At 72.7% G+C, this 22,432-nt stretch carries 20 protein-coding genes; 15 read left to right on the top strand and 5 right to left on the bottom strand.

From position 1 onward, the window contains the following. The first annotated feature begins 61 nt into the window (after window positions 1-61). Window positions 62-1,450, top strand: coding sequence for an MFS transporter (locus EV371_RS21015; RefSeq protein ID WP_486484729.1), 1,389 nt, complete (start codon window positions 62-64; stop codon window positions 1,448-1,450). On the opposite strand, the gene EV371_RS21010 is transcribed toward EV371_RS21015, so the two are convergent. Beyond that, window positions 1,437-3,578 (bottom strand): MMPL family transporter, encoded by a 2,142-nt coding sequence (locus EV371_RS21010; protein ID WP_130463564.1) that lies wholly within the window; start codon window positions 3,576-3,578, stop codon window positions 1,437-1,439. The two genes, EV371_RS21015 and EV371_RS21010, sit on opposite strands and share 14 nt — an antisense overlap. Window positions 3,579-3,763: 185 nt before the next feature. On the opposite strand from EV371_RS21010, the gene EV371_RS21005 reads away from it, so the two are divergent. After that, a complete protein-coding gene (locus tag EV371_RS21005) occupies window positions 3,764-4,975 on the top strand; it encodes a histidine kinase (RefSeq protein WP_130463563.1) in 1,212 nt (403 codons plus the stop codon). After that, on the top strand, window positions 4,972-5,619 hold the full coding sequence (locus EV371_RS21000; protein ID WP_130463562.1) for a response regulator: 648 nt from the start codon (window positions 4,972-4,974) through the stop codon (window positions 5,617-5,619). Before EV371_RS21005 ends, EV371_RS21000 begins: the two co-directional genes overlap by 4 nt. Here EV371_RS21000 and EV371_RS20995 read toward each other — a convergent pair. Continuing rightward, window positions 5,589-6,500, bottom strand: coding sequence for a helix-turn-helix domain-containing protein (locus EV371_RS20995; protein ID WP_130466094.1), 912 nt, complete (start codon window positions 6,498-6,500; stop codon window positions 5,589-5,591). The genes EV371_RS21000 and EV371_RS20995 overlap by 31 nt on opposite strands. A 141-nt stretch (window positions 6,501-6,641) precedes the next feature. Between EV371_RS20995 and EV371_RS20990 the strand changes: the two genes are divergently transcribed. Beyond that, window positions 6,642-7,301, top strand: coding sequence for a methyltransferase domain-containing protein (locus tag EV371_RS20990; RefSeq protein ID WP_130463561.1), 660 nt, complete (start codon window positions 6,642-6,644; stop codon window positions 7,299-7,301). Window positions 7,302-7,353: 52 nt separating this feature from the next. Here the strand turns inward: EV371_RS20990 and EV371_RS20985 are convergent, their stop codons facing one another. Beyond that, entirely contained in the window at window positions 7,354-7,869 is a 516-nt protein-coding gene (locus EV371_RS20985; RefSeq protein WP_130463560.1) for a MarR family transcriptional regulator, read from the bottom strand. 318 nt (window positions 7,870-8,187) lie between these two features. On the opposite strand from EV371_RS20985, the gene EV371_RS20980 reads away from it, so the two are divergent. The 10 genes from EV371_RS20980 (at window position 8,188) to EV371_RS20935 (ending at window position 19,599) form a co-directional block, all read left to right on the top strand. Then, entirely contained in the window at window positions 8,188-10,308 is a 2,121-nt protein-coding gene (locus EV371_RS20980) for an acetate--CoA ligase family protein (RefSeq protein ID WP_130463559.1), read from the top strand. Then, window positions 10,305-11,135, top strand: a complete 831-nt coding sequence (locus EV371_RS20975; RefSeq protein WP_130463558.1) for a citryl-CoA lyase — start codon at window positions 10,305-10,307, stop codon at window positions 11,133-11,135. The genes EV371_RS20980 and EV371_RS20975 overlap by 4 nt, the downstream gene beginning before the upstream one ends. Continuing rightward, window positions 11,128-12,096, top strand: coding sequence for an FAS1-like dehydratase domain-containing protein (locus EV371_RS20970; RefSeq protein ID WP_130463557.1), 969 nt, complete (start codon window positions 11,128-11,130; stop codon window positions 12,094-12,096). The genes EV371_RS20975 and EV371_RS20970 overlap by 8 nt, the downstream gene beginning before the upstream one ends. A 5-nt stretch (window positions 12,097-12,101) precedes the next feature. After that, window positions 12,102-13,583: an NAD-dependent succinate-semialdehyde dehydrogenase gene (locus EV371_RS20965; protein WP_130463556.1), complete on the top strand. Its 1,482-nt coding sequence runs from the start codon at window positions 12,102-12,104 to the stop codon at window positions 13,581-13,583. A gap of 128 nt (window positions 13,584-13,711) precedes the next feature. Beyond that, on the top strand, window positions 13,712-14,881 hold the full coding sequence (locus EV371_RS20960; protein ID WP_130463555.1) for an ABC transporter substrate-binding protein: 1,170 nt from the start codon (window positions 13,712-13,714) through the stop codon (window positions 14,879-14,881). 12 nt (window positions 14,882-14,893) lie between these two features. Further along, window positions 14,894-15,778 carry a branched-chain amino acid ABC transporter permease gene (locus EV371_RS20955; RefSeq protein WP_130463554.1) on the top strand — a complete coding sequence of 295 codons (885 nt, stop codon included), beginning with the start codon at window positions 14,894-14,896 and terminating at the stop codon, window positions 15,776-15,778. Next, a complete protein-coding gene (locus tag EV371_RS20950; protein WP_130463553.1) occupies window positions 15,778-16,752 on the top strand; it encodes a branched-chain amino acid ABC transporter permease in 975 nt (324 codons plus the stop codon). The genes EV371_RS20955 and EV371_RS20950 overlap by 1 nt, the downstream gene beginning before the upstream one ends. Then, window positions 16,749-17,528, top strand: coding sequence for an ATP-binding cassette domain-containing protein (locus EV371_RS20945; RefSeq protein WP_130463552.1), 780 nt, complete (start codon window positions 16,749-16,751; stop codon window positions 17,526-17,528). The genes EV371_RS20950 and EV371_RS20945 overlap by 4 nt, the downstream gene beginning before the upstream one ends. Next, complete coding sequence (locus EV371_RS20940) at window positions 17,528-18,358, top strand: ATP-binding cassette domain-containing protein (RefSeq protein ID WP_130463551.1); 831 nt, start codon at window positions 17,528-17,530, stop codon at window positions 18,356-18,358. The genes EV371_RS20945 and EV371_RS20940 overlap by 1 nt, the downstream gene beginning before the upstream one ends. Before the next feature lie 47 nt (window positions 18,359-18,405). Next, window positions 18,406-19,599, top strand: a complete 1,194-nt coding sequence (locus EV371_RS20935) for an iron-containing alcohol dehydrogenase (protein WP_165436773.1) — start codon at window positions 18,406-18,408, stop codon at window positions 19,597-19,599. Here EV371_RS20935 and EV371_RS20930 read toward each other — a convergent pair. After that, on the bottom strand, window positions 19,596-20,912 hold the full coding sequence (locus tag EV371_RS20930; protein WP_130463549.1) for a family 43 glycosylhydrolase: 1,317 nt from the start codon (window positions 20,910-20,912) through the stop codon (window positions 19,596-19,598). The two genes, EV371_RS20935 and EV371_RS20930, sit on opposite strands and share 4 nt — an antisense overlap. 96 nt (window positions 20,913-21,008) lie before the next feature. On the opposite strand from EV371_RS20930, the gene EV371_RS20925 reads away from it, so the two are divergent. Further along, window positions 21,009-21,575, top strand: a complete 567-nt coding sequence (locus EV371_RS20925; RefSeq protein WP_207230561.1) for a DUF6624 domain-containing protein — start codon at window positions 21,009-21,011, stop codon at window positions 21,573-21,575. Between the two features lie 180 nt (window positions 21,576-21,755). Here EV371_RS20925 and EV371_RS20920 read toward each other — a convergent pair whose 3' ends face one another. Further along, window positions 21,756-22,373, bottom strand: coding sequence for a TetR/AcrR family transcriptional regulator C-terminal ligand-binding domain-containing protein (locus tag EV371_RS20920; protein WP_130463548.1), 618 nt, complete (start codon window positions 22,371-22,373; stop codon window positions 21,756-21,758). Window positions 22,374-22,432: the final 59 nt, after the last annotated feature.

Raw genomic sequence — 22,432 nt, 5'->3', positions numbered from 1 at the left:
CAGTGGACCCTTCCCGGGACGGTGCGGGTCGTGCGGGAAGCCGAGAAGCGGAGGTCACCAGGTGAACACGTCCGCCGGCAGTGTCCGGCCATCGGTCGTACCGAGGGAGGTCCTTACCGCCCGGACCGGCGTCGCCGTGGTCTTCGGACTCAACGGGCTGGCCGTCGCCTCCTGGTTCGCCCGCGTGCCGGCGGCCCGGGACGCACTCGGGCTCACCCCGGGACGGTTGGGCCTGCTGCTGTTGGCGCTCTCCGCCGGCGCGCTGCTGGCGCTGCCGGTCGCCGGGATGCTGACCCAGCGGCTGGGCACCGCCCGCACGGTCGGCGCCTCGGCCGTGCTGGCAGCGCTCGGACTGGCGCTGGCCGGGATCGCCGCCGGAAGCTGGCACGCGGTACCCGCCGTCGCGGTAGGGCTGTTCGCCGTCGGCTACGGCTCCGGCACCTGCGACGTCGCCATGAACGTCGAGGCGGCGGCGGTCGAACGGCGGCTCGGCCGCACCGTGATGCCCCGGTTCCACGCCGCCTGGAGCCTCGGCACCGTGGCCGGGGCGATCGCCGGGGCCGGCAGCGCCCGTTTCGGCGTACCGATCGGGCTGCACCTGGGGCTGGCCGCCGCCGTGATGCTCGCCGGTACGCTGCCCGCGGTCCGGTCGTTCCTGCCGCGCCGCGCCGTCCCGCGGCCCGACCCGGCGACCGGCCCCAACCGGGCCGCCGGCGCGCTGGCCGCCTGGCGCGAGCCGCGTACCCTGCTGATCGGCCTGCTACTCCTGGTGATGGCCTTCACCGAGGGGACCGCCAACGACTGGCTGGCACTGGCCTTCGTGGACGGACACCGGGTGACCGACGCCGTCGGCGCGCTGGCGTTCGGGGTCTTCGTCGCGGCGATGACGATCGGCCGCACCGTCGGCACGGTCGCGCTGGACCGCTGGGGTCGGGTACCCGTGCTGCTCGGCACCATCATGCTGGCCGCGATCGGCGCCACCGTGGCGGTACTGGCCGGTTCGTGGCCGCTGGCGCTGGCCGGGGTGCTGCTCTGGGGGCTGGGCACCTCACTCGGCTTCCCGACGGGGATGAGCGCGGCGGCCGACCAGGAGGACCGGGCCGCCGCCCGGGTCAGCGTGGTGGCGGCGATCGGCTACACCGCTTTCCTGGCCGGGCCGCCCCTGGTCGGCCTGCTCGGCGACCGGGTCGGCAGCCTCCGGGCCCTGCTGGTGGTGCCGCTGCTCCTGCTCCCCGCACTCCTCCTGGCGCCGGCCACCCGCCCGCCCGCCGAGGCGCGGGCCGAACAGCAGGACGACGACGGAGGCTGCCTCTCCGACCCCGGCGCCGAACCGGTTGACAGCTGGGCCGAACCGGTTGACAGCTGGGCCGAACCGGTCCGCAGCCGGGCCGAACCGGTCGACGGCCGGGAGGGGCCCGCCGACCGGTCGGCGCCGGTCAGCTCTCCTTGACGTGCCAGCGCTGGTGGAGGCGCCGCAGCGGGGCGGGCGCCCACCAGTTGGCCCGGCCGGCGAGCCGCATCACGGCCGGCACGAGCAGTCCACGGATGATGGTGGCGTCCACCAGGATGGCCAGGGTCAGGCCGATGCCCATCAGCTTCAGGAAACTCATGCCGCTGACCGCGAAGGCGGCGAACGAGACGGCCAGCAGTACGGCCGCGGCCGTGATCAGTCGGCCGGTCCTGGCCAGCCCGGTGGCGATCGCCCGGACGTTGTCGCCGGTGCGGTCGTACTCCTCCCTGATCCGGGAGAGCAGGAAGACCTCGTAGTCCATCGACAGCCCGAACGCGACGCAGAACATCAGGATCGGCATCGACACGTCGAGCTGGCCGGTGGCGGTGAAGCCGAGGATCCCGGAGAGATTCCCCTCCTGGAAGATCCACACCATCGCGCCGAAGGTCGCGGTCAGCGACAGCAGGTTCAGCAGGATCGCCTTGACCGGGACCAGGATGCTGCCGAAGACGGCGAAGAGCAGTATCGCGGTGGCCGCCGCGATGAGCGCCAGCGCCAGCGGCAGCCGGTCGCCGATCGCGGCCTTGGCGTCCACGAGTTCGGCCGCGTCGCCGCCGACGCCGAAGTCGAAGGGCGGGTCCAGCGCCCGGATCTCCTCGACGAGCCGCTCGCCCTCGGCGGAGCGCAGCACGACGGAGGGCACCACGCTCAGCCAGGCGCCGGCCGGCGCGGCGTGCGGGGTCACCTCGACGACCCCGTCGAGCGCGCCGACCTGGCCGGCGAAGATCGTCACGGCTGCGGCGTCCGCGCCGTCGGCGTCGACGCCGGGCAGGGCGATCCCGAACTCCTCGGTCCGGTTGCCGGCGAACCCGGTCTCGATCGCCTCGACGACCTGCCGGGCCTCGCTCGACGGCGGCAGCGCCTGGTGCGACGGCAGCCCCGGGTCGACCCGGAGGAAGGGGACGCCGAGCGCCAGCAGGAAGACCACCACTCCGGTCGCGACCGGTACCGGCCGGCGCATCACCGCGTTGGCGAGCCGGTACCAGAAGCCCGGGCTGGTCGAGAGCCCGGTCGAGTGGCCCGGCCGGACCGGGGCAGGGCGACGTGACCGCAGCGACCCCGCGTTCACCCTCGGCCCGAGGACCGCGAGCAGGGCTGGCAGGGTCAGCAGGGCCCCGGCCGCCGCGCAGACCACCACCGCGACCCCGGAGTAGGCGAACGAGCGCAGGAAGGACAGCGGGAAGACCAGCAGCGCCGAGAGCGAGACGGCCACGGTGAGCGCCGAGAACGCCACCGTACGGCCGGCGGTCCCGACCGTCCGCACCACCGCCTCGTACGTCGGCCGGCCGGCGGCCAACTCCTCCCGGAACCGGCTCAGGATGAACAGCGAGTAGTCGATCGCCAGCCCGAACCCGAGCCCGGTCATCAGGTTGATCGAGTAGACCGAGACCTCGGTGAGCTGCGCGATCCCGAACAGTGCGAGGAACGCGCCGAGCACCGCGATCACCGCGACGGCCAGCGGCAGTGTCGCCGCCACGATCCCGCCGAAGACGACCAGCAGCAGGAGCAGCGTCGCGGGGACCGCGATCAACTCGGCCCGAACCAGGTCCCTGTCGAGTTGTTCGCCGATGGCCTGGTCGATCGCGTACCCGCCGCCCACCCGGATGGTGAGCGGGCCGCGGTCTCCGGCGTACCGCGCCGCGATGCCGGCCGCCGCCGCCTCGACCTGCTCCTCGTCTCCGGCGAGGTCGACCACGACGAGCGCCGCGTTGCCGTCGGTCGAGCGCAGCGCCGGCCGCCCGCCCGTCGACCAGTACGAGGTGATCCCGAGCACTCCGGGATCGTCGGCGAGTTCACCGGTCAGCCCGGCGCCGGCCGCCGCCACCGCCGGATCCTCCAACCCGTCGGCGGCCTCGACCAGCAGCACGAGTTCGGGCCGGGGGGCGCCGATCTCGGTCAGGAAGGCTTCGGCCCGGGTCGACTCGGCGTCCGGGTCCGCGAAGCCGCCCCCGCCGAGCCGGCTGAAGACCCCGGACCCGGCGGCACCGGCGGCGACGACGAAGAGAACGGTCAGTGCCAGTACCAGCCGGCGACGGTGGACGACGAAGTGACCGAGTCTGCGGAACACGGCGATCTCCTGGGGTTGGTGGGACAGGGCTGTCGCAATCGTCGGTTCCGGGCCGGTCCGGCCACATCGGACCGACGAACGCTTCGGTCCGGGGCCGCCGGCCGGATCGACCCGTACCGGGGTCCGGGGTCGGGGCGTACCCCGGGACGGGGTGTCCCGGGCCGGCCCGGCGGTAGTCTGCGGGCGTGGAGCAGACGGGGCTGCGGGCCTGGGGCGACTCGTTCGGCACCGGGCTGGCGTTTCCGCTCGCGGCCCTGGCCGCGGCGCTGCTCGTCTTCCTGACCACCGGCATCACCGTCGGCCTGGTCGGCACGCTCGTCGTCGCCCTGCTGCCCTGGGCGCTGCTGGCCGGCCAGGTCCGGGTCGGGCCGTGGCCGGTGGCGGCGCTCGGCGTCGGCGTGCCGGCGCTGGTCACCTTCTGGTACGACGCCCCCGGCGCCGTCTTCCTGGCCATGCTCGCGGTGGCCTGGCTGGCGGCGACGGGCCGGTCATGGGCGGCTGAGACGGTGGCAGTGGTCGGCACGGCCGCCATCCCGGTGGCGCTGGTCGCGGTCGACGGCGAGTGGCGCGAGGACTATCCCGCCGTCGTGTTCTTCGGCACCGGGACGCTGTTCACCTGGTTGATCGGCCGAGTCCTCCGGCGGGAACGGCGGCTCGTCGCCGCGCTGACCGAGGCGCAGGACCGGCTCGACGTCGCCGCCGCCGCGGCCGAGCGCCGCCGGATCGCGCACGACGTGCACGACGCGATCGGGCACGGGCTCACCGTCGTACTGCTCAACCTGGTCGGTGCCCGGCAGGTGCTGGACCGCGACCCGGCGGCGGCGGCCGAGGCGCTGGACCGGGCCGAGCGGGTCGGCCGGGACAGCCTGCGGTCCGTAAGGGCGATCGTCGGCCTGCTGCGCGATCCCGCCGAGAGCGGTGGCGCGCAACCGCCGGCGCCCGGTGCGGCGGACATCGAAGCCCTCGTCCGGGATGCGGCCGAGGCCGGCCTGCCGGTCCGCACCGAGCTGGTCGGCGACCTCGGGTCCGTCGACACCTACACCGGGCTCGCCGCGTTCCGGATCGTGCAGGAGGCGGTCAGCAACGTGCGGCACCACGCCCCCGGGGCCGAGGCGGTGGTCCGGATCGTCCGGCGCCCCGACCATCTTGCCGTGTCGGTACGCAACGGCGCCCCGCCGCGAACACCCGCCCCGCCGCGAACACCCGCCCCGCCGCGAACACCCGGCCCGCCCCGGACAGCCGGTCCGGCCGGTCGGAGTGGCGGTACCGGGCTGGACGGCATGCGCCAGCGGGTCGACGCGCTCGGCGGCACCGTGTCGGCCGGCCCGGACGGCGACGGTTGGCTGGTCGAGGCGTCGCTGCCGATGCGCCGTACCGGCGTGGAGGTGCCCGGGTGATCCGGCTCGTGCTCGTCGACGACCAGGAACTCGTCCGGGCGGGACTCCGGCTGATCCTGTCGGCCCACGACGACCTCGCCATCGTGGGCGAGGCGGCCGACGGCCGGGCCGGGGTCGACCTCGCCGGCCGGCTGGTCCCGGACGTGGTACTGATGGACATCCGGATGCCGGTGCTGGACGGGATCGAGGCGACCCGGCGACTGGCCGGCGCGGCGGACGCGCCGCCGGTGTTGGCGCTGACCACGTTCGGGGACGACGAGGTGCTCTGGGGCGCTGTCGAGGCCGGCGCGGCCGGGTTCGTGTTGAAGGACGCGCCCGCGGCGGAGCTGGTCGGCGCGATCCGGGTCACCGCCCGGGGCGGCTCGTGGTTCGACCCGCAGGTCGCCGCGCGGGTACTGGCGCTGGTCCGGGGCCGGCGCGCCGGCCGGCCGGCCTCCTCGGTTGCCGCGTTGACCGGCCGTGAGCTGGAGGTGCTCCGCCTGGTGGCGTCGGGCGCGAACAATGTCGAGATCGCCGCTTCGCTGCATCTGAGCGAGCGGACCGTGAAGGGGCACGTCTCGGCGATCTTCCTCAAGCTCGGCGTCCGGGACCGGGCCGGCGCCATCGTCCGGGCCTACGACGCCGGCATCGTCCCGGAACGCTGACCCGGAACGGGCGCGGCGTCGCGCCACTGGACCGGGGTCACCCCGTGCTCGGCCCGGAAGCGTTTGATGAAGTAGCTGACGTCGGGATAGCCGACCCGACGGCTGATCGCGGCCACGGTCAGGTCGGTTTCGCCGAGCAGCAGACGCGCCTGCCGCATGCGGCGCTGCGCGATCCACTGCTGGACGGTCCGGCCGGTCTTCCGGCGTACCACGGTGGTCAGGTGCCCGGCGGTGAGCGCGAGTTCGGCGGCGACGTCGGCGAGCGAGATGGTCTCGTGGTAGCGCTGCTCGATGACGTCGAAGACGGCCGCGAGCAGCGGCTCGTCCGCGGACCTGAGCTGGTCGGCGACGCCGGTCGGGAGCCGGGCCGCGGCCACGAGCAACAGGGTCAGGTGGGCGAGGGCGGCCTCCTGGTGACCGTCGCGCCGGGCCCGCAACTCGGCGTCCAGCGCGGCGAACCGCTCGACCCAGCCCGCCCGGTCGGCCGGCGGGATGCGCAGCCGCTGCGCCCGTTCCGTGCCCCGGGCGAACGGGAAGAGCAACGGGTGGGTCCGCCACGACGAGTAGGCCCCGGACATTCCCGGCCGTACCACGTCGGCCGGGAACCACACGGTCCAGCCGTCGGTGGCGACCTCCTCGAACGGGTGACCGACCGAGATGACCTGGCCCGGGGCGATGACGAACAGGTCGCCGTCGGTCACCGCCCAGGTCCGGCCGTCGATCAGCACCGTCCCGTCGGCCCGATGCGCGTAGAAGAGCACCAGGAAGTCGTGGGTGTGCGTGCCGTCGGTGGCCGGGTCGGCGGCCGGCATGCGGTGCGGGACCCGGGCCACCGCGACCGGGACGGTTCCGGGTACGTGGCCGAACCCGATGACCGGCACCCCCTGGCCGGTCACTCCGACGGTCCGGGACGGTGGAACCGAAGTTTGTCGCATCCGGCCCACAGTTTCGCCATTGTCCGTTGCGTCGCGGCTCATGACGCTGAGAGTACGACTGAACTTCATCGGATATCGGAGCGTGACATGATGGGACACTCCCACACCGACCACGAGCGTTCCTACCTGCCCGCCATGGGCAAGGACTGGCTGCTTCCCCTCTACGACCCGTTCATCCGGCTGGCGGGCGTCGGACGCGTGCACGGGCAGCTTCTGGACCGGGCGGATCTGCGGCCCGGCCAGCGGATCCTGGAAATCGGCTGCGGGACCGGCAATCTCCTGCGGGCGCTCGGGCGCCGCGTCCCGGACGTCGAGGCGGTGGGCATCGATCCGGACCCGGCCGCGCTGCGCCGCGCCCGTCGCAAGGCGACCCGGAGCAGGCTGCCGATCCGGTACGAGCGGGCGTTCGCCGACGAACTGCCGCTGCCCGACGGCGGCTTCGACCGGGTCCTATCCGCGTTCATGCTGCACCACCTGGCCGAGGAGGACCGGATACCCGCGCTGCGTGAGGTCGGCCGGGTGCTGCGACCCGGTGGTGAACTGCACGTGGTCGACATCGACGGCACGCCGTCCGGGCACGGCCCGGGCCGCCTGCACCGCAATCCCCGGGTGATGGGCAGCCTCCCCGAGCGGGTACTGGCCGCGCTGGCCGACGCCGGCCTGACCGGCGTCGCGGAGAACGGTCGGGGCAGGGCCTGGTTCGGCCGGTACGTCTTCTACCGGGCCGAGGCACGCCAGCGCGGGTGACTTCTACCGGGCCGAGGTAGGTCCCGCACGACAGGTATCGGGTCGGAAATCGTCAGCCGGTGATCGTCGCGGCTGTTCTGCCGTCGTGGTCCGGTCCGGCCCGCTCCATGCCGATCGCAAGGGTTGCCAGCTTTTCCAGTGCGCTGTTGAGATGGACGATCTCGTCCTCGGTGAGGGCCGCGAGGAAGGCGGTGTTCCGGGCCCGCGCCGCGGCGATCAGACCCTTGTAGGTGCGCATTCCGGCCGGCGTCAGGGAGATTGGCGAACTGTTGCCGGGGCCGCTGGAACGGACCACGAAGCCACGGTCGGCGAGCTTCGTGACGATCCGACTCATCTGTGCGGGATCGATGCCGGCGAGTCGGGCTATCCGATTGGTGGTGCTGGCCACTCCGCCGCCGAGTAGTGCCAGCGCGCGCCATTCTCCCAGGCTGACGTCGAATTCCCGACGGAATAGCAGGGCGGCGCTGCGCTCGAATGCGTTGACCGCCCGGTGTAGCCGATACGAGAGCAGATCGGTAATCACCAGATCCGCCGGTAGTGTCTCCCCGCCTGCGGTCGTCTCCACCATGCGCGCAAGTTTGCCATGCCCGGCCCCGGCCGCCCCGGGTCGCCCGGGCGGGGCGGACGCCCCGTCCGGGCGTACCGGTCGAGCCGCGCCGCCGGCGGTACCCGTCGATCTCCGTCGTGCCGGCGGAGCTACCCGCGTCGATGCCGGGGATCCGGGCCTGGTCGGCGCCGTCGCGGAGCGCGGTCCCCGCCGACGACGGACCGTTCCGATGACTGTTGACAATCACAATACCCGGTGCACATACTCTGCGATCATCAACACCGGCGTTGGCCCCGTTCGTCCTGGCTGCGGGCGGTCGGCCCCTGGAACGGAGAACCTATGCAGACCCCGCGGTACGAGTCGATCCGCTACCTGCTGCGGCCGTCGAGCATCGCCGTCGTCGGCGCGTCCGACCGCCCTGACCGGATCGGGGGCCGCCCCCTGCGGATCCTCGCCGAGCGCGGCTACCGCGGGACGATCTACCCGGTCAACCCGAAGTACGAGTCCGTGCAGGGGCTCCGCTGCTATCCGGACATCGCCTCGCTGCCGGCGGACGTCGAACTCTTCGTCATCTGCATTCCGGCGGAGGCGGCGGTCGCCGCGCTGGAACAGGCGGCCGAACGCGGCGCGCGGGCGGCCGTGGTGTTCGGCGGCGGATTCGCCGAGACCGGCGCCGACGGCAGGGCACTACAGGACCGGCTGTCCCGGGTCGCCGGATCGGCCGGAATCGCGCTCGCCGGGCCGAACAGCCTCGGGCTTGCGTCGTTCGCGCACCGTTCGTTCGCGACGTTCGCGACCACCCTGGAGACCATGCCGGAGATCCAGGCCGGCACGGTGGCGCTCGTCTCGCAGAGCGGCGGCACCGCCTTCAACCTGCTCACCGAGGCGTACTGGGCGGGTGGACGCTTCTCGCACGTCATCGCCACCGGCAACGAGGCGGGGGTGACGTTCCCCGACTACCTCCGGTACCTCGCCACCGACCCGGCCACCTCGGCGGTGCTCGGCTACGTCGAGGGCGTCGCGAGCGGCGCCGAACTGGCGGTCGCGCTCGGCGAGTTGCAGTCCGTCGGCAAGCCGGTCTTCCTGCTGAAGTCCGGCGCGTCCGAACGGGGCAGCCGGTCGGTGGCCTCGCACACCGCCCAGTTCTCCGGGGTGGACAGCGCCTTCGACGCCCTCTTCGACCGCTTCGGCGCGGTCCGGCTGCGCAGCATGGACGACGCGGTGGACGTCGCCCGCGCGCTCACCGTCGAGACACCGGTCGAGGGGCTGGCGGTGGCGACCAACTCCGGCGGCGCCGCGGCGTACCTCTCCGACGCGTGCGACAGGTTCGGCGTACCGCTGACCGACCTTGCCGAGGTGACCATGCGCGACCTGCGGAGCGCGCTGCCGGCGTTCGCCGGACTGACGAACCCGATCGACTTCACCGCCCAGGTGATCAACGACGTCGACCTTATGGCGAACACCCTGCGGATCCTCGACCGCGACCCCTCGGTGGACACCCTGCTGGTCTTCCTTGGCAGCATGGAGTACCTCGGCGAGAAGCTGATCGACATCCTCGTCCGGACCCGTGCCGAACTGCACCACCCGCTGGTGCTCTCCTGGCTCGGCGTGAGCGACCGGATCCGGCTCGCCGCCGCCGAGGCTGGCCTGGTGGTCGGCGCGGACCCGGCCCGGGTGCTGCGCGGGATGGGACTCGTCCGAACCGGCCGGCGCGGCCAGCGGGAGGCGCCGGGCCGGTCCGGTCCGGCGGTACAGGTCGACCTCGGCGCAACGCTTCGCGACGCGCTGCCGCCGCTCGGGGACGGTCAGCGGCGCGGTCTCGACGAGGCGCGGACCATGACGCTGCTGGACCGGTTGGGCGTACCCACACCGCGCCGGGTCGGCGTCGCCACCTCGGCGCAGGCGCTGGCGGCGGCCGGCGACCTGGGCTACCCCTGCGTGCTCAAGCTCGTCGAGCCCTTCCTGGCACACCGGGCGCGGCAGGGGGCGGTCGAGGTCGGGCTCGACGGCCCGGACCGGCTCGCGGCGACCTACGAGCGGATGACCAGGCAGTTCGGGATGACGAAGGCGCTGGTCGTCGAGGAGGTGCCGGCCGGACCGGAGCTGATCGTCGGCGTACTCGCCGACGCGACGTTCGGCAGCCGCGCCGTGCTCGGTACCGGCGGGATCTGGGCGAACGAGATCGACGACGTACGGACCCTGGTACCGCCGTACGATTCGGGGTACGTCGCGCACGAGCTGCGCCGGCTCAAGCTCTCGGCACAGTTCGCGCCACAGCAGTCGGTCGACCTGCCGAGGCTGGCCGAGGAACTGGCCGCCGTGCTGGCCCGGCTCGACGCCGTCGTCCGGGACGGCACCACCGGGATCGGCGAGATCGAGTGCAACCCGATCAGGGTGGTCGACGGCGGGACCGTGGTGCTCGACGCGCTGGCCTTCACCACCGGCGGGACCGGCCGATGAGCGAGACAGCAGCCGAGCCGGCGACCCGTCGCCCGGGTCTGGGCGTCTCCACCAACGTCGGGCACGCGAACGAAGAGCGGATCGAACTGCGCCGGCACGACCTGGTCGACGAGCTGATCGGGCACACCTCGTACACCGAGGTACTGCTGCTCACCGTGACCGGTCGGCGGCCCTCGGCCGCGCAGGTCCGCGCGGTCGACGCCGTACTGGTCAGCCTGGTCGACCACGGGATGCAGCCGAGCGCCCTGGCCGCCCGCCTGACCTACTCGGCGGCGCCGGACGCGCTCCAGGGGGCGCTGGCCGCCGGCGTGCTGGGCGCGGGCAGCTCACTGCTCGGCTCGATGGAGCAGGCCGGCAAGCTGCTGGCCGGGATCGGCACGCGGGTGGGCGCCGGCGCCGATCCCCGGACGGCGGCAGACGAGGCGGTCGGCCGGATCCTCGACGACGGCCGGCGGGTACCCGGCTTCGGGCACGGGTTGCACCGCGGCGGTGATCCCCGGGCGATCCGGCTGCTCCAGGTCGCGGCGGAGCTGGGGGTCGCCACCGAGGAGACCGGTTGGCTCGCCGCGGTCGGCACCGCGATCGCGGAACGGGCCGGCCGCCGGCTCGCGGTGAACGCCACCGGCGCGGCGGCGGCCATCCTGCTCGGCGTCGGCATCCCCTGGCACCTGCACCGGGGGCTGGCGATCGTCAGCCGCACCGCCGGGCTGCTCGCGCACATCAACGAGGAACTCGACCAGCCGATCGCCCCGCAGATCCGCAGCGCGCTGCGCGAAGCGAGCTGGCTGGACGAGGAGCGCGCCCCGGCGGGAGGCCCCGATGCGTGACCCGTCGGCGATCGTCGGCAACAGCACCGGCTGGGCGCCCTTCACCTGCGAACGCTGGCGGGCCGAGCGGGTCCGCGAGGTGTCCGGCCTCGCCCAGCACCCCTACCTGCCGGCCGGCGACCGGCCCGAACTGGTGCCACCGTCCTTCCTCAGCGCCCAGTACGTCGACGCCTTCGCCCTCGGCGTCCCCGACGCGCCCGCCCGGCTCAACGGCGGGAACGCCTGCCGCTGGCTGGCCGAGGTACGCGTCGGCGACGCGCTCGAACGCACCTCCACGGTGGTCGACGCCGAGGTCAAGAGCGGCCGGACCGGCCGGCTGGAGCTGTACACCATCGAGACGGTGTACCGCCGGGCCGGCTCCGGAGCCGAGGTGGCGACGCTGCGCTACACCGCGATCCGGCGGTATCCGGCGGCGACCGAGGGTCCACCGGCGGCCGCGACGGCGGACGGGTCGCGGCCGGCAACCGGTGCCCGGCCGAGCGGCGGCGAGTTGCCCGCGGGCGCGGTCCGGGTCTTCTCCACCACCGTCGCCAGCCGGGACGTCGTCCGCTACGCGGTTGCCACCGAGGACCTCTACGAGGCGCACTATGACGAGCCCTACGCCCGGGCCAGTGGCCTGCCCGGAACCATCGTGCACGGCCTGTTGAAGATGGCCTGGCTCGCCCGCGGCGCGCTCGAGTACGCCGGCACCGGCAGCGTGCTGCGGGAGCTGTCGGCGTCGTACCGCGGGATGGACCTGGTCAGGGAGAGCTTCACGGTGTGGGTGGAGCCCGAACCGGCCGGCGGCGCCGCCGACGGCACGAGGCTCCGGCTGTACGGACAGTCCCAGGGCGGCGCGGTCTCCACGGTCGGCGCGGCCGTGCTGGACCGGGCGTCGTCCCCGCCGCCACCCGTCGCCGTCCGGGCCGATCCGGGCGGCGCGGGTACGCAGACCCGATTTCAGAGACAGGTAGAGGAGTGAGTGTCATGGGTCAACCCGGCACTGCGGAATTCGACGCCGATCTGCTGCCCGGCGAGCCGGGTCGGACCCTGCTCGTCGCCGGGGAGTGGCGCACGGCCGAGACCACCTTCGAGGTATTCGACCCGGCGACCCTGGAGGTCGTCGGGCGGGCTGCCGACGCCGGGGAGCCGGAGGCGCGGGCCGCGGTCGACGCGGCGGTGGGCGCGTACGACGCCTGGCGGGGCGAGGCGGCCGAGGCCCGGTCGGCCCGGCTCCGGGCCGCCGTACAGGCCATCCGGGACCACGCCGAGGGCCTGGCCCGGCTGCTGTCGGTGGAGAACGGCAAGCCGTACGCCGAGGCACACGGCGAGATCCTCCGGGGCGCCGCCATGCTGGAGTGGGGGGTCGAGGAGGGCCGCCGGGCGTACGGCCGGATCACCCCGTCCTCGGCCAACGGCCGGGGTGTGGTGCTCACCGCTCCGGTCGGGCCGGCGCTGCTGATCACGCCGTGGAACTTCCCGGCGAGCATGCTGATGCGCAAGATCGGGCTGTCCCTCTCGGCCGGCTCGCCGGTGGTCGCCAAGCCGGCGGAACAGACCCCGCTGATCGCGGTCGCCGTGACCAGGCTGATCAACGAGCAGCTTCCGCCCGGGGTGCTGAACGTGCTCACCACCTCACGCCCCGCCGAGGTCGTCGACGCGGTGATGGACGATTCCCGGATCCGCAAGGTGAGCTTCACCGGCTCCACCGAGGTGGGGTTGAGCCTGGCCCGCCGGCCGGGTGCGGTGCTGCGCCGCGTCTCGCTGGAGATGGGCGGTCACTCGCCGGCCATCGTCTTTCCCGACGCGGACCTGGACAGCACGGTCGACAACATCATGTTCGGGAAGTTCCCCAACGCGGGCCAGAGCTGCATCTCGATCAACCGGCTCTTCGTGCACCGGGCCATGGCGGCCGAGCTGACCGGCCGGCTCGCCGAGCGGATCGCCGCGCTGCGCCTCGGTCACGGGCTGGCCGCCGGGGTGACCACCGGTCCGCTGATCGACTTCGCCGGCCTGGCCAAGGTGGAGCGGCACGTCGGGGACGCGGTGGCGAAGGGCGCGACCGTACTGGTCGGCGGCGGGAGGTGGACTCCGGACGACCCCCGGCTCAAGGGGGCCTTCCACCAGCCGACCCTGCTGACGGAGGTGCACGAGGGGATGCAGATCGCCCACGAGGAGACCTTCGGGCCGGTACTCCCGGTCTATTCGTTCGACGACGGCGACGACGTCGTCGCCCGGGCGAACGACAGCACGTACGGCCTCGCCGCCTACGTGTTCGGTGCGGACTTCAACCGGCTCTGGGACGCGATGGAGCGACTGGAGTTCGGCGTCATCGGGGTCAACGACGCCATGCCCAACCGGCCGGAGCTGCCCTTCGGCGGCTTCAAGAACAGCGGCCAGGGCCGGGAGGGCGGCACCGAGGGGATCGAGGACTACGTCGAGACGAAGGCCATCGCGATCAAACGATGACGGCGTCCGGCTCCTGGGGATGAGCGTCGGCACCGCGCAGCGGTGCCACCCGGAACACCGACATTCCACCAATCGCCCGGTCCGGGCGTACAGACCCGCCAGCACCGCTGGCCGGAACAGGAGACCTGATGTCCCACCGCAGGCGACCCCGACGATGGATATCCGCGACCACCCGTACCACCCTGGCCCTCGCGCTCGCCGCCACCGCGCTGACGGCCTGCTCCCTCGACTCCGGCAGCGTCACCGCCACCGGTGAGGAGTCAGGTTCCGGCGAGGTACTGGTCGGCGTCGCGCTGCCGTTCTCCGGCGCGGTGTCCCGGACCGGCAACCTGTACCGCAAAGGCATCGAACTGCGCCTGAAGCAGGCCGAGGAGTCGGGCGAACTCGGCGACATCTCCGTCAAGGTCGACTTCCAGGACGACGCGAACAACCCGAGCGAGGCGGTACCGCTGGTGACCCGCTTCGCCCAGGCCGGGGCGGTCGCGATGTTCGGTGCCCACTCGTCGCCGGTCGCACTCGCCCAGGCGGACGCCGTGCAGGCGGCCGGGCTGCCCGAGTTCGTCTTCGGCGCCAGCAACGCGATCAAGAACCCGTTCCAGTACCAGGTGAACGCCCGGGACTCGGAGCAGATCAAGAACGTGATCAACTTCGCCGCCCGCAACAACTTCCGGCGGGTCGGCCTCTTCACCGACACCGGGGCGTACGGCACCTCAGCCAAGCAACAGCTCGACACCATCCTCGGCGCCTCCGACCTGGAGATCGTCGGCTCCGAGACGTTCGAGCCGACCGCCTCGAACCTCACACCGCAACTCGTCTCGCTGCGCCGCAAGAATCCGGACTTCGTCGCGATGTTCAGCTTCGGCACCCCGTACGCGGCGGTGGTCAAGGGCAAGGCGGAGATCGGGTGGAACGTGCCGATCGTCGGCAACGTGGCCGCCGGTGACATCGCGATCGGCGAGATCGCCGGCAAGGATGCCGACGGCCTCTACTTCATGACCCCGCTGGGCAACGAGTCCCAGGCCAGCCGCGCCCTCGCGGAGTCCTGGGCGAAGGAGTACCCGCAGGATCCGCTGACCTTCGAGGGCGCGACGGCGTACGACGCCATGACCGTGCTGATCCGGGCGCTGAAGGAGGGCGGCACCAGCCGGGCGGCGGTGCAGGAGTGGCTGTCGAAGGCCACCGCGATCGAGGGTCTGGCCTGCGGCAAGTCGCCGTGGAACCTGACCGAGCGCGCTCCGATCAAGGCCGACGACCTGGCCTTCCGGCTCTGGAAGGCAGGAGAGACGGTCGCGCTCTGACCGCACCCGGAGATGACTGAGCTACTTTATTTCACGATCATCGGGCTCTGCATCGGCTGCGGCTACGCGCTGGTGGCACTCGGCATCTCGACGCTGTTCAACGGCACCGGCGTGCTGAACTTCGCCCAGGGCGACATCGTCATGGTCGCGGCGCTCTTCGTGGCCGTCCGCACCACCGCCGGCGGCGGCTACCTCAGCGGGTTCCTGGAGGCGGTCGCGGTCGTCCTGGTCGCCAGCGTGCTGCTCGGACTCCTCTTCGTCCGGCCGGCGATCGCCCGACGGCGGGACATCGACCTGATCATCGTCGGCACGATCGGCGTTTCGATCGTACTGGCGAATCTCGCCAACAACGTGCTGGGCTCCGAGACGTACCGGCTGACGAGTCCGGTCACCGCGCAGGCGATCAAGCTGGAGTCGTTCAGCATCTCGTTCGACTACTTCGCGATCCTGCTCGCTGCCGGGCTGCTGATGGCCGCCTTCTTCGTCTTCTACCGGAAGACCGACATCGGGTTGCAGATGCGCGCGATGTCGGCCGACGTGGACGCCGCACGGCTCTCCGGAGTGCAGGTCGCCCGGCTGACGGTGGTCGGCTGGGTGTTCGCGGGCATCGTCGGGGTGTTCGCGGGCGCACTGCTCGGCACCGTGCTGCTGGTCAGCGCCAGCATGGGCGTGGCGCTGACCATCAGCGGATTCGCCGCCGCGATGATCGGTGGGTTGCGGCACCCGTACGGCGCCGTCGTCGGTGGCGTGATCATCGGCCTCGCCGAGAACTACGCGGCGGGGTACCTCAACACCGCCACCCGGCAGGCGATCGCGCCACTCATCATCATGGCCGTGCTGCTGGTGCTCCCGCAGGGCATCCTGGCCGGTCGCGGCGCGAAGGCGAGGGTGGTCTGATGGCGGCGGCCCGCGGTGCTCCCGGGGCGACCCGGCAGGGCCTGCATCTCGTCGAGGCGGCGGCGATCGCCGGCGGTGCGGTCGCGCTCGCGGCGGTACTGGGTCCGCACGAGGCCCAGATCGCGGCGATGACCGCGATATTCGCGCTGGCCGGCGTCGGGCTGAACATCCTCGTCGGGTACACCGGACTGGTCTCCCTTGGGCACGTCGCCTTCTTCGCCATCGGCGCGTACGGCTGGGCGAGGCTGGCCGAGTCGAGTTCGGTGGTGCTGGCGGTACTGCTGCCGATCCTCGTCTCCCTGCTGGTGGCGGCGGTCATCGTACTGGTCACGCTCCGGGTCGTCGGCTACTACTTCGCCATCACGACCCTGGCCATCGGGCTGCTGTCGGTGGTCGTGGTGCAGAACGCGACCCCACTCACCGGCGGGTACGCCGGGATCAGCGGGATCCCGCAGATCGCGGTACCCGGATTCGCCGGTCCGGGGCAGGTGCTGGTGACGGCTGGCCTGGTCCTCGCGGTGGCGTACTACCTGCAGAGCAGCCTGCGGGAGTCGCCGCTGGGTGCCGCGATGCTGGCCACCCGGTTCGACGTCCCCGCGTCCCAGTCGCTCGGTGTGTCGGTGACCCGGGTGCGGCTGCTAGCCTTCATGATCAGCTCGGTGCCGGTCACCGTCGCGGGAGCACTCCTGGCCCAACTCGTGCACTACATCGGGCCGGACCAGATGTCGCTGGAGACCTCCATCCGGCTGATCGCCATCGCCATCATCGGGGGCCGGGGTTGGCGTTGGGCGCCGGTACTCGGCGCGGTGGTCGTGGTGACCCTGCCCGAGCTGCTCCGGCCACTCGCCGAGTACCGGCTGGTGTTCTACGGGGTCGCGCTCGCCTTCGTGGCGCTGTTCATGCCGCGGGGGCTCAACCAGATCGTGAGCTGGGCCGGCGGGCGGATCCACGCGCTGAGAGGAAGCAGCGGATGAGTACGGTTCACCTCAGCGTACGCGGGATGACCGTGCAGTTCGGCGGCGTCGTCGCGGTCGCGCAGCTCGACCTCGACGTGAGCGGCGGCGAGATCGTGGCCCTGATCGGGCCGAACGGCGCCGGCAAGAGCACCGCGATCAACGGGCTCTCCGGGTTCGTGCCGGTCACGGTGGCGGCGATGTCCGTGCGCTTCGCCGACGAGGTCGTCGACCTCACACCGCTCTCGCCACAGCAGCGCAGCCGGCTCGGCATCGTGCGTACCTTCCAGACACCGCGGCTGATCCCGGAACTGACGGTATGGCAGAACGTCGCGATGGGCACGGTCGCCGGCGACGTACGCCGGCGATGGTTCGAGGTCCTCGGCGGGCCAGGGCTGGCCCGGGGCGCGCGGGACCGGCGCGACCGGGCCGTCACCGCACTCGCGGCGCTCGGGCTCGACCGGCTCGCCCAGCACAGCCCGGGCGAACTCAGCCTGGGGGAGCAGCGGCTGGTCGAGATCGCCCGGTCGATGGTCACCGGCGCCCGGGTGCTGCTGCTCGACGAGCCCTTCGCCGGGCTGTCCCCGGTCGAGCAGCAGCGCCTGGCGGCCGAGATCGACAAACTGAGGTCGGCCTCGATCGCCGCGCTGCTGGTGGAACACAACCTCGAACTGGTCCGGTCGCTGGCCGACACCGTGGTGGCGATGGACCTGGGGGCGGAGTTCGCCCGCGGGGACGCGGCCACGGTCCTGGACTCGCACGAGGTCCGCGAACGGTACCTGGGTGAGGTGACGTGATGAGGAACGATCCTGGCCGGCCGCTGTCGGCGGCGCTGGAGTTGACCAACTTCTCCGCGTACCACGGTGCCGTGGCCGCGGCGTCGGACGTCTCGCTGCGGGTCGAGCGGGGCAGCGCGGTGGGTGTGCTCGGCCCGAACGGTGCCGGGAAGTCCACCCTGTTGCTGGCCGCGGCCGGCTTCCTCCGGACCACGGGTCAGGTGTCGATCTGCGGGCAGGTCGCCAGCCGGCTCTCCCCGGCCAGGCGGCGCCGGCTCGGCCTGGCGATGGTGCCGCAGGAGCGGGCCGCCGTACTGGAACTGTCGGTCGCCGAGAACCTGCGGCTGTCCTGGCTCACCGGCCGGCGGGCCTCTCCGTACGAGCAGGCGCAGCAGTCGGTGCTGGAGATCTTCCCGGTACTGGCCGGCCGGCTCGGCGACCCGGCCGGCAACCTCTCCGGCGGCCAGCGTCAGATGCTCGCGGTCTCCCGAGGGCTGATGGCCACCTGTGACCTGCTGCTGCTCGACGAGCCCACGGCCGGCCTGTCACCGAAGCTGATCTCCGAACTGGCGGCGGCGATCCGCACCCTGAACGAGCGCGGCATCACCGTGCTGCTGGTCGAGCAGAACTTCTCGGTGGTTGAACGCACCTGTTCGGAGATCCACGTGCTCAACGGCGGGCGGATCGTCTGGCACGGGCCGACCGCCGGCATCGACCGGGACAGCATCGGCGACCTGTACTCGGGAGTCCGCCGTACCCCGCCGGGTCCCGGGGTGCCGTCGGGGCCCGGGACGCCGTCGGGGCCCGGGGCGGCGGAGTCCGGCGGCGCGGAACCACTGCGCAGGGCCTGATGCGGATCGGCCCGGACCGGCCGGTTCCGGTGAACGAGGGAGACCTGATGGAGACGGTGTTCTTACCGGCGAGCGGCGCGACCGCCGAGTTCATCTCGCCGGCCACGGTGGTCAGCGGCCGGGGCAGCTCCGGGCTGGTTGCCCGGGTGCTGTCGTCCCGACTGCGGCTGCCGGACGGCGCCTCGGTGTTCGTGGCGGTCGACGACGCCGTCGCGGACGCCGGACTGCTCGGACCGATGCGCGACGCGCTGGGTGCGACATACCGGGTGACCGTGGTCGGCGGTTTCGGCGCCGAACCGGACGACGTCCGCGTCGACCGGGCGGCGGCGCGGGCCCGGCAGGTCCGGGCGGACGTCGTCGTCGCCGTTGGTGGCGGGTCCGTGCTGGACGCCGCCAAGCTGATCGCGCTGCTGGTCGGGAATGCGGGCGGTGCCGCCGACTGGCTCGGCCCGGTCGAACCGCCCGGTGGGGTCACCCCACTCGTCATGGTCCCCACCACCTGCGGTACGGGCTCCGAGGCGACCCGGGCGGCGATGGTGACGGTGGCCGGGGCGAAACGCATCTCGGCCACCGCCGGGTACGTCGGCACGGCCGTCGTGCTCGATCCGGCGCTGCTGGACGGGCTGCCGGACCGGATCGTCGCGATCACCGGGATGGACGCGCTGTCCCACGCGGCCGAGTCGCTGATGTCGACCGACCGTTCGCCGATGACCGTGCACCACGCCACGCAGGCGATCGCCCTGCTGGTCGGCAACCTGGAGGCGGCCCGGCACGGCGAAACCGAGGCCCGGGCGGCCTGCCTCTGGGCGTCGCACCTCGCGGGCCAGGCGCTCAACGCCGGTGTACTGCTGGGGCACTCGCTCGCCTACTGCGTGGCGCACGAGCGCTCCGTACCGCACGGGGTGGCGTCGGGGCTGGCGCTGCCGTACTGCATCGCGTTCAACTCCGGCGGGCTGGCGCCGGACTGCGCCGGTACCCTCGCCCGGGCCCTCACCTCGGGACGCAGTGGTGACCTGATCGAGGCGGCGAACGGGGTGCGGGCGTTGCTGGGCCGGCTGGAACTGCCGACGACGCTCGCGGAGCTGGGCATCGGCGAGGACGCCGACGACCGGATCGCCCGGCGCTGCGCCGCCGAGTATCCGCGGGCGAACAACCCGACGCCGATGACCGTCGACGCGCTGCGCCGGCTCGTCCCGGCGATGCGTACCGGCGAGGTGGGCGCGGCGTTCGAGGCGGCCTAGGCGATCTCGATGTGGTCGAGTTCCGCCCACCGGCTGCGATGGTTCAGCCGCAGGGTGTTGAGGCCGGCGGCGAGGGTGACGCTGACCGCCACCTGCCGCCAGTTCTCCCACCCGGAGTTCGGATAGTCGACGACCTGGCTGGCGCCGCCGTTCACCGTCAGCGTGTGCTGGGCGTCGCCGTACCCGGCGGCATAGCTGAGGTACGCGGTGTAGCCGCCGGCCCGTGGGGCGAAGACGCTCACCTCGACCCAGCTGTCCGGATGGTCGAGGTACGCCACCACCTGGCCCTGGGAGGCGCTCGCGGTGCTGCGTACGGCACAGTTGTGCAGTACGCCGCGCTCGGCTTCGTAGCGGACCCTGCTGCCCCGGACCACGGGATATCCGCCGCTCCAGCCGAGCGCCGCCACGTACATGCCCCGGGCGGTGTTCCCGGGCAGCCAGCCGTGGAAGACGATGGAGTCGCCACCGGGCTCGCGCAGCACGTCGGCGCCGCCGGGGCCGGTGACGTGCCCGTCGGTGGTCGCGGTGGTGATCAGTGACCGGTACGCCTTGGTGTACGGGCCGGTCAGCGAGGTCGAGGTGGCGTAGCTGGTCTGGTATCCGGCGCCGCCGTAGCCGCCGAGCGAGTAGAACAGCACGTAGCGGGAGCCGACCCTGGTCAGCACCGGCGCCTCGATCACGCCGGCCTCCTCCGGGCGGTCGTTGCGCAGCAGTTCGACCCGGGAGCCCTGCATGGTCAGCCCGTCGGCGGCGACCCGTTGCAGCCAGAGGCTGGTCGGCTGCCCGATCGCGTTGCCGTCGTCCTTGTAGAGCAGGTAGCGCACGCCGGTGTCGTCGACGAAACTCGACGCGTCGATGTCTCCGCCCTCGCCGCCGTTGCAGACCAGCGGTGCGGTGCCGACCGGGCTGAACGGGCCCAGCGGGGAGGTGGCGACCGCAGCCCCGATGCACTGCCGCCCGACGGCCCGGCTCCGGGCGGTGTAGTAGAGCAGGAACGTGCCGTCGGCCCGGGCCGAGACGTCCGGTGCCCAGGTCAGGCCGCCGCTGGCCCAGGCGCCGAGATTCGGCAGCGCGTCCGGCCGCCGGGTCCACGGTCCGGCCAGGGAACTGGCCGTGGCGACCGGGACGTTCCCGTGGGCGCTGTTGGTCGAGTACGCGTAGTAGGTGGTGCCGTGCCTGATCACGTCCGGATCGGGGAAGCCGCTGCCGATGACGAGCGCGGCCGGTGTCGTCGCGGCGGTGGCGACCCCGGGGGTGACGAGCACTGGGCTGGCCGCGAGCGCGGCGACCGCGAGAGCGAGACCTCGGAGCATAGAAAATTCTAACTTCCCCGATCCCGTACGTGAAGGATTTCTCCACGGCGGAGTCGGCGGTGGTGACCTTGCCCTGGGTTCGACGATGCTGGGGAGATGCCGGACGCTGCGCTCGGGGCCGAGTTGGTCGCGCGGATGGACAGTGACCAGCGGGCCCGCGCCGAGGCAACTGGCCGCGAGGTCGACCCGGAGGTCCGGGCCCGGATCGAGGCGGTGGACGTCGACAACACGGCGTGGTTGGCCGCGCTGCTCGACCGGCACGGCTGGCCCCGCCGCAGCGAGGTGGGTGAGGAGGCGTCGGTCGCCGCCTGGCTGCTCGCGCAGCACGCGGACCTCGATCCCGGGTTCCAGCGCCGCTGTCTGTCCCTGCTTGCCGAAGCGGTCCGGGCGGGGGAGGCGGAGCCGGCGCACCTGGCGTACCTGACCGACCGCACCCGGCTGGCCGAGGGGCGGCCGCAGCTCTACGGCACCCAGTTCTGGTACGGCCCGGACGGCGAGGGCGACCTCCAGCCACGGCCGATCGAGGATCCCGCCGGAGTGGACGCCCGTCGCCGCGATGTCGGGCTCGAACCCCTGGCCGAGTACGCCCGGCAGCTGCGGTCCCGGGACCTCTCCGCCGCGCCGTCCTCCACACCGTCGTCCTCGCCGGAGGTGGAGCGGTAGGCGGTACGGCGAGGGCGAGCAGGACCAGCGCTGACCGTGGCACCGTCTGCCAGGAGAGCCAGCCGAACGAGCCGTCGACGAACCAGATCCCCCAGGTTCCGGCCATGACCATGCCGACGGCCGGACGGGAAGCCGGCCAGGTGCGCGGCTCCGAAGAGCACGGCTGAGGCTGATAGCCCGCTATCGGTGGCAGGCGGCCAGTGCGGTGAGGATGACGTCGACAAGTCGTTGTTGCTGGTACGGGTCGGCGAGTTCGCCGGAGGCGGTGAGGGATTGCGGGCGCGCGTACGTGAGGCCGATGAGGCAGTCCAACGCGAGGTCGGCGTCGAGGTCCACCGGGAGTTCTCCTCGATCGATGGCCCGGTGGAGCATCGTTGCTCCGGCGACACGGCGGGGTTCACGCAGCGCAGCGGAGAAGGCTTGCGCCAACTGGGGGTTACGGATCGCTTCGACGCTCAGGTCGGCGATGACGCGGGTGGTACGCAGATCCTCCCTGAGTGCGGTGGCGTGCGCGACGTAGCTGCTGACGTCGTCGCGCAGGCTTCCCGTGTCGGGGATCGGGACGGCGGTGCGGGCGAGGTCGCTGACGATCTGTTCGACCATGACCTGTTTCGAGGGCCAGCGTCGGTAGATGGCGGCTTTGCCGACGCGGGCGCGCCGAGCGACCGCTTCCATGGACATGCGGGCGTAGCCTGACTCGGCGAGCTCGTCCAGAGCCGCCGCGGTGATCGCGTCGGTGACGCGTTCCCGCAGCACAGCCGCGCCGGTCGCGGGTCGCGTTCGGATTGGTTCGGTCATCGCGCAGAGTGTAGTACGGAACGGAACAGTTGCGTTCCATCGCGGTCGCTGACTAGCCT

The organism is Plantactinospora sp. CNZ321, from assembly GCF_004217235.1.
The sequence above is the reverse complement of the archived record's forward strand: the minus strand, read 5'-3'. Positions and strand labels throughout refer to the sequence as shown.

Bases quoted from the DNA above. Each gene is read 5' to 3' on its own strand.
- EV371_RS20990 (WP_130463561.1), top strand. From the start codon at position 6,642: ATGATGGGACACTCCCACACCGACCACGAGCGTTCCTACCTGCCCGCC.
- EV371_RS20985 (WP_130463560.1), bottom strand. From the start codon at position 7,869: ATGGTGGAGACGACCGCAGGCGGGGAGACACTACCGGCGGATCTGGTG.
- EV371_RS20980 (WP_130463559.1), top strand. From the start codon at position 8,188: ATGCAGACCCCGCGGTACGAGTCGATCCGCTACCTGCTGCGGCCGTCG.
- EV371_RS20975 (WP_130463558.1), top strand. From the start codon at position 10,305: ATGAGCGAGACAGCAGCCGAGCCGGCGACCCGTCGCCCGGGTCTGGGC.
- EV371_RS20970 (WP_130463557.1), top strand. From the start codon at position 11,128: ATGCGTGACCCGTCGGCGATCGTCGGCAACAGCACCGGCTGGGCGCCC.
- EV371_RS20965 (WP_130463556.1), top strand. From the start codon at position 12,102: ATGGGTCAACCCGGCACTGCGGAATTCGACGCCGATCTGCTGCCCGGC.
- EV371_RS20960 (WP_130463555.1), top strand. From the start codon at position 13,712: ATGTCCCACCGCAGGCGACCCCGACGATGGATATCCGCGACCACCCGT.
- EV371_RS20955 (WP_130463554.1), top strand. From the start codon at position 14,894: ATGACTGAGCTACTTTATTTCACGATCATCGGGCTCTGCATCGGCTGC.
- EV371_RS20950 (WP_130463553.1), top strand. From the start codon at position 15,778: ATGGCGGCGGCCCGCGGTGCTCCCGGGGCGACCCGGCAGGGCCTGCAT.
- EV371_RS20945 (WP_130463552.1), top strand. From the start codon at position 16,749: ATGAGTACGGTTCACCTCAGCGTACGCGGGATGACCGTGCAGTTCGGC.
- EV371_RS20940 (WP_130463551.1), top strand. From the start codon at position 17,528: ATGAGGAACGATCCTGGCCGGCCGCTGTCGGCGGCGCTGGAGTTGACC.
- EV371_RS20935 (WP_165436773.1), top strand. From the start codon at position 18,406: ATGGAGACGGTGTTCTTACCGGCGAGCGGCGCGACCGCCGAGTTCATC.
- EV371_RS20930 (WP_130463549.1), bottom strand. From the start codon at position 20,912: ATGCTCCGAGGTCTCGCTCTCGCGGTCGCCGCGCTCGCGGCCAGCCCA.
- EV371_RS20925 (WP_207230561.1), top strand. From the start codon at position 21,009: ATGCCGGACGCTGCGCTCGGGGCCGAGTTGGTCGCGCGGATGGACAGT.
- EV371_RS20920 (WP_130463548.1), bottom strand. From the start codon at position 22,373: ATGACCGAACCAATCCGAACGCGACCCGCGACCGGCGCGGCTGTGCTG.